Source organism: Actinoplanes sp. TFC3, from assembly GCF_001553785.1.
In the GTDB taxonomy this organism is placed as follows: domain Bacteria; phylum Actinomycetota; class Actinomycetes; order Mycobacteriales; family Micromonosporaceae; genus Actinoplanes.
In genome coordinates, this window is sequence record NZ_LOJP01000002.1 from 201,764 (window position 1) to 206,555 (window position 4,792).

The following is a 4,792-nucleotide window of genomic DNA, read 5'->3' on the forward strand; positions in this document are numbered from 1 at the left end:
GAGCGGAGTGGGGTTAGACGGGGGCGGTCCATTTCTGGTTGGGGGCGCCTGTGCAGGTCCAGATCTGGGTCTTCGTGAAGTCGGCGGAGCTGTTGTTGGCCAGGTCCAGGCACTTGTTCGACTGAGGGTTCACCAGGTCGCGGGCGCTGGTGTAGACCCATTGCTGGGCGCCGGTGCCGTTGCAGTCCCAGACTTGGACCTTGGTGCCGTTTGCGTTGCCGCTGCCGGAGACGTCCATGCACTTGCCGCCCGTACGGATGGTGCCGTCGGTGGCTCTGGTCCACTGCTGGGTGGCGTCGCCCACGCAGGAGTACAGGTCGATCGCCGTGCCATTCCCGGTGGCTCCGCCGGCCGCGCCGATGCACTTGTTGGCCAGGCCGGTGATCGGGCCCGTGGCGCCCGTGGGGCCGGACGGCGGGGGATTGTCACCGCCGCCCGTGCTGGAGACGAACTTCCAGGTCACATTGAGTACGCCGGGAGTGTTCGACGGGTCCGTGGAAGCGAACTGGCCAAAGGCCGGCTGGCTCAGGTCGATGTGCGTGGCGTCGCAGCCGGGGCACTTGTCCTTGACCGGCACCGTGATGGTCTTGCCGTTGTAGGTGACCTGCACGGAAATGCCGCTGCACAACGGGTCGGCGTTGGGGTTGGCCGTGGTCCACCACTGATACGACACGGCGACCAGCATCTCGGTGGCGGCGTTGATCGGCGTACCGCAGGCGCCGTACCCGGCATCGTTGTAGTACGTCGCCTTGCCGTTCTGGACCTGGCCGATGGGGATGGCCGCCGCCGCCGGAGCGGCCAGAGCCAGCACTGCCGTCAGGCCCGCGGCGACGGACAGGACGGCTTTTCGCACGGAGAACACGAGGGGGCTCCTTCTTGGACATAGAAGGCTACGAATCTGTTAGGACTGTATACGGAGCCCATCCCGGAGATCTACAGACAACGATGACCGCGTGCACGGATCCTGGCCTGACGTCCATGCCGGGCCGGCGGATCGTGCGCTCCGCGATGCTCAAGTCCCACCCGCGGCCTCGGCCGCCGCAAATGTAGGCAGCGTCAGCGTTGCGACGGTGGGCGCCGCAGTGGGCGTACGTTCGCTTCCATCGATTCTTCTGCGGTTGCCACCCGCATGCCGTGCAGATAGCCGTCGGTTTCGCGCTGGTCGGCGTACTCCATCAGTCTTTCGGTCATTTTCTGCCACTCGCGCTCGCGATCGGCGGCCAGTTCGGTGCGCACGTCGGTCAGGATGGCGCGGACCTCGTCGGCGTCGACGCCGCCTATTCGCTGGAGGATGCGGTCGCGGGCGGACACGGTAAGCACGGCGAGCCAGGAGAGAACGACCAGACCGGTCAGCACGATGAGCAGGGCGAGCGGCCGTTCGTCCGGCGGCGGGCCTGGGGGCATGCCGGGAACGCTGTTGGGGGGCGGGCCGCTGGGCTTGTCGGGGAAGCCGTAGATCAGCGTCACGATCAGGGCACCGGTGGCGGCTATCGCGAACACGAAACAGGAGATGAGCAGCTTGCTCATCTGGAGGTGCAGGGCACTCGGACCCGGCCGCGCGTTCATAGAACCGAGATTACGGACATCCGGTGCGCGATGCGAACAACAGTCATGCCGTCCGCTTTCGACGGACCACCTTGCGGTAGGGGTCGATCATTCGATCGAGGACGGTCGCGAGCGCCTGACGGTCCGCCGCCGGGATGGGGGAATCCTCGGCGAGCAGCAGGGCCAGCTCGTGGACCAGCGGGTGATTCGCCGGCGGCTGAGGTGCCGGACCGCCAACCCGATCCGGGTACGCCGCCACGACCAATTCGTTGATACTTCTCCCCAGTACGGGGGCAATCCGTTCGATGGACCGGATGGTGGGCCGTTGCTCCTCGCTCAACCAGCGCAACACCACCGAGGGATCGATGCCCACGGCTCGGGCGAAGTGCGTGGGAGTGGGAAAACGGGCGGCCTGGATCGCTTCCTTCAGGTAGCCGCCAAAGCTCATCGGCTAAGCATAGGGCGCCCGGGATCCGTACCGGCCATTGGTTGCCGTGCCATCCTTTGCTAGCGTCATTGGCTAGAGAACCAACGGCCCGGGCCGCCACCCGTAGCCGAACCATGCTCGGCTCAAGCTCGGGAAAGGTCGTGTCTCGGTGGTGTTGGCGACATCCCTGTCGATTCTGCTGGCGGCGGCAACAATGGCCGGCCTGCTCCATCTGCGTCGCACCCGGAAGCCAGCCCCCAGGCCCGACGACCCGGACGACCTCCCGCAAGCGGTCCCCCCGACCGCACCCGTGCCACCCCTGCCCGCGGTGGCGGCCGCGGCAGGGGTGGCCACCACCCCGGCGCTCGTCGCGGCAGCCCCACAGCCCGTAGCGGGCGCGCGGCCCGTCGCGGCGGCCCCGCAACCTGTCGCGGTTACGTGGGGGGAGCCCGTCGCGGTCCCGGTGGCCACGACTGCGCCCGACCGGGTGCAGCCCGCTTTCGCCCGCCGTGCAGCGGCCAACAGCGCCGCCTCCCGCTTCGGCCGCCCGGCGGCATCGCGCTCCACGGCCCGTTCCAATTAGCAAGCGGCGCCCCTGAACTCGCCGGATGGATCGGATCGATCGCGCCAGCCGGATCAGGGACGCCGAAGAAGACCCTGCTGCTGGTTACGGTCGGTAGCAGGATCCGGCCGCGACGCGCTCGTCGTGTACGCGGTGGGCGCGCTCCAGCAGCGTCATCAGCTCCTCCTGCTTGCGGACCTCGGCACGGTGCTTCTCCGGAAGCGCCTTGATGTGATCGACCTCGTCGAGCAGCTTGTGGTAGATCTCGTCGCAGTAGCGCGGGTCGGTTTCGATGTCGAGGAACTCTGCCGCGTGCCGGCGCGCCGCCGAGGAGTACGTCTGCGCCCGGCCGCGCGGGCTGAGCAGTGACCCGATGACCGTGATGATCAGGACGCCGATGATGAAGCCGAGGGAGGCGCCGGTGCTGATCTCGATGACGTCGACGTGGTCGCCGCTGTTGATGAACGGCACATTGTTCTCGTGCAAGGCGTGCAGGATCAGCTTCACGCCGATGAAGGCGAGGATCGCGGCCAGCCCGTACGACAGGTAGACCAAGCGGTCCAGCAGGCCGTCCAGCAGGAAGTAGAGCTGGCGCAGGCCGAGCAGCGAGAACGCCGTTGCGGTGAAGACCAGGTAGACACTCTGGGTGAGGCCGAAAATGGCCGGGATCGAGTCCAGCGCGAACAGGATGTCGGTGCCGCCGATGGCCACCATGACCAGCAACATCGGGGTCATCACCCGTTTGCCATCCTGCTGGGTGAACAGTTTGTCGCCGTCGTATTCCTCGGAGGTGCGCAGGAATCTGCGAGCTGTCCGGATGATGACGTTGTTGGCGCTGCGGTCGTCGTCATCGTCACTCTTGAGCAGGTTGCCCGCGGTGATCAGCAGGATCAGCCCGAACAGATAGAACACGAACGCGAACCGGTTGATCAGCGCCGCGCCCAGGAAAATGAACCCGGTGCGCGCGATCAGCGAGAACACGATGCCGAACAGCAGCACCTTCTGCTGATCGGCGCGCGGCACCTTGAAGCTGCCGAGCAGCACCAGGAACACGAAAAGATTGTCGACCGACAGCGCCTTCTCGGTGACATAGCCGGCGAAATACTCCGCGCCCATGTCCTGCCCGCCGAACAGCCACACCCCCGCGCCGAACAGCACGGCGATCCCGATGTAGATCGACGACCAGATCCCGGCTTCCTTGAGCGTGGGAATGTGCGCCTTGCGGACGTGGAAGTAAAAATCGAACGCAACGAGGCCCATGATCCCCACCACGGTGAGGATCCAGACGAGGCCAGGCACCTGCACGACGACGCTCCGCGGTCTCGGTCGATCTAGAAAGCTCAGTCTATGGGTCCGCTGTGACTGCCGCTTTGCGCTGGCTGTCGGTCAGGAAGAGAACATCGGTCAGGTTGGCGCCGCGCAGATCCGTGCCGCGCAGGTCGGCGCCGGTGAAATCGGCCAGCCACAGATTTGCGTCACGTAGATCCGCCCCGATCAGCACGGCACCGCGAAAGCTCGCCCCACGCAGATCGGCACCGCGCATCCGGCGCCCGATCAGATTGGCGCCACGATGATCGGGCCGGCGTCCCTTGACCTGCGCGCGGGCCAGTTCGCTGGCTTTTTGCAGCAACGGATTGACCTTCATCCGGTACGCGTTCAAGTCGATCGCCAGCAACTGCTCGGGCGGGCCGTCGCTCAGGGCTGTCGTCTCATCCCGGGCCGCTTCAAGGCGCGGGTGAAGGCGGCGCGCGGCCGGGAGATTGAGCGCTTGGGTTACGTACCAGAGCAATTCATGCAGTTGGCGCATCACCGGCAGCACCGCGAACATCTGGCCGGCGATGCCCGGGGTGCTGCGCCAGTTCCGTCCCCCGAACGTGTGCTGGGTGATGTGCTGACCCGCGCCGAAACAGTCGAAAACGACGCAGCCCGGAAAGCCCTTCTCCGGTAACCGGTCGTGAATGCCGCACCGGAAGTCGTCGAGCAAATTCCGGCACGGCTGCCCAGCGGGCTTGTTGATGGCAAAATCCGACGACTTGGCGAACGCCGGCGCGACGCAGCACAGCCCCGCACAATTGCCGCAGTCGGCCCGCAGTTCTTTCACCCCCAGATTCTATATTCGGCTACTTTCGGTCACTTCCTCAGTCGTCTGACCGGCCGATCGCTACCCACCGTGATCTTTCCTAGGCTTCCCTCATGATCCGTGCCCTCGCCGCCGTCGCCGGTTGTGTCGCCGCCCGCGGCCTGGCCGCCCCCGCCTC

General features: G+C 66.3%; 4 protein-coding genes and 1 pseudogene. All 5 read right to left on the bottom strand.

All coding sequences use genetic code 11. The features are described from left to right. Positions 1 to 13: 13 nt before the first annotated feature. Positions 14 to 862, bottom strand: coding sequence for a cysteine/serine endopeptidase inhibitor (locus tag TFC3_RS39670; protein WP_067508083.1), 849 nt, complete (start codon positions 860 to 862; stop codon positions 14 to 16). A 194-nt stretch (positions 863 to 1,056) separates the two neighbouring features. Next, positions 1,057 to 1,566, bottom strand: coding sequence for a hypothetical protein (locus TFC3_RS27945; RefSeq protein WP_153040513.1), 510 nt, complete (start codon positions 1,564 to 1,566; stop codon positions 1,057 to 1,059). Positions 1,567 to 1,609: 43 nt separating this feature from the next. Then, on the bottom strand, positions 1,610 to 1,993 hold the full coding sequence (locus TFC3_RS27950) for a helix-turn-helix domain-containing protein (RefSeq protein WP_067508087.1): 384 nt from the start codon (positions 1,991 to 1,993) through the stop codon (positions 1,610 to 1,612). An 865-nt stretch (positions 1,994 to 2,858) separates the two neighbouring features. Next, positions 2,859 to 3,839, bottom strand: a pseudogene (locus TFC3_RS27955) (TerC family protein); the annotation flags it as partial. 40 nt (positions 3,840 to 3,879) lie between these two features. Beyond that, positions 3,880 to 4,635: a pentapeptide repeat-containing protein gene (locus TFC3_RS27960; RefSeq protein ID WP_067508091.1), complete on the bottom strand. Its 756-nt coding sequence runs from the start codon at positions 4,633 to 4,635 to the stop codon at positions 3,880 to 3,882. Positions 4,636 to 4,792: the final 157 nt, after the last annotated feature.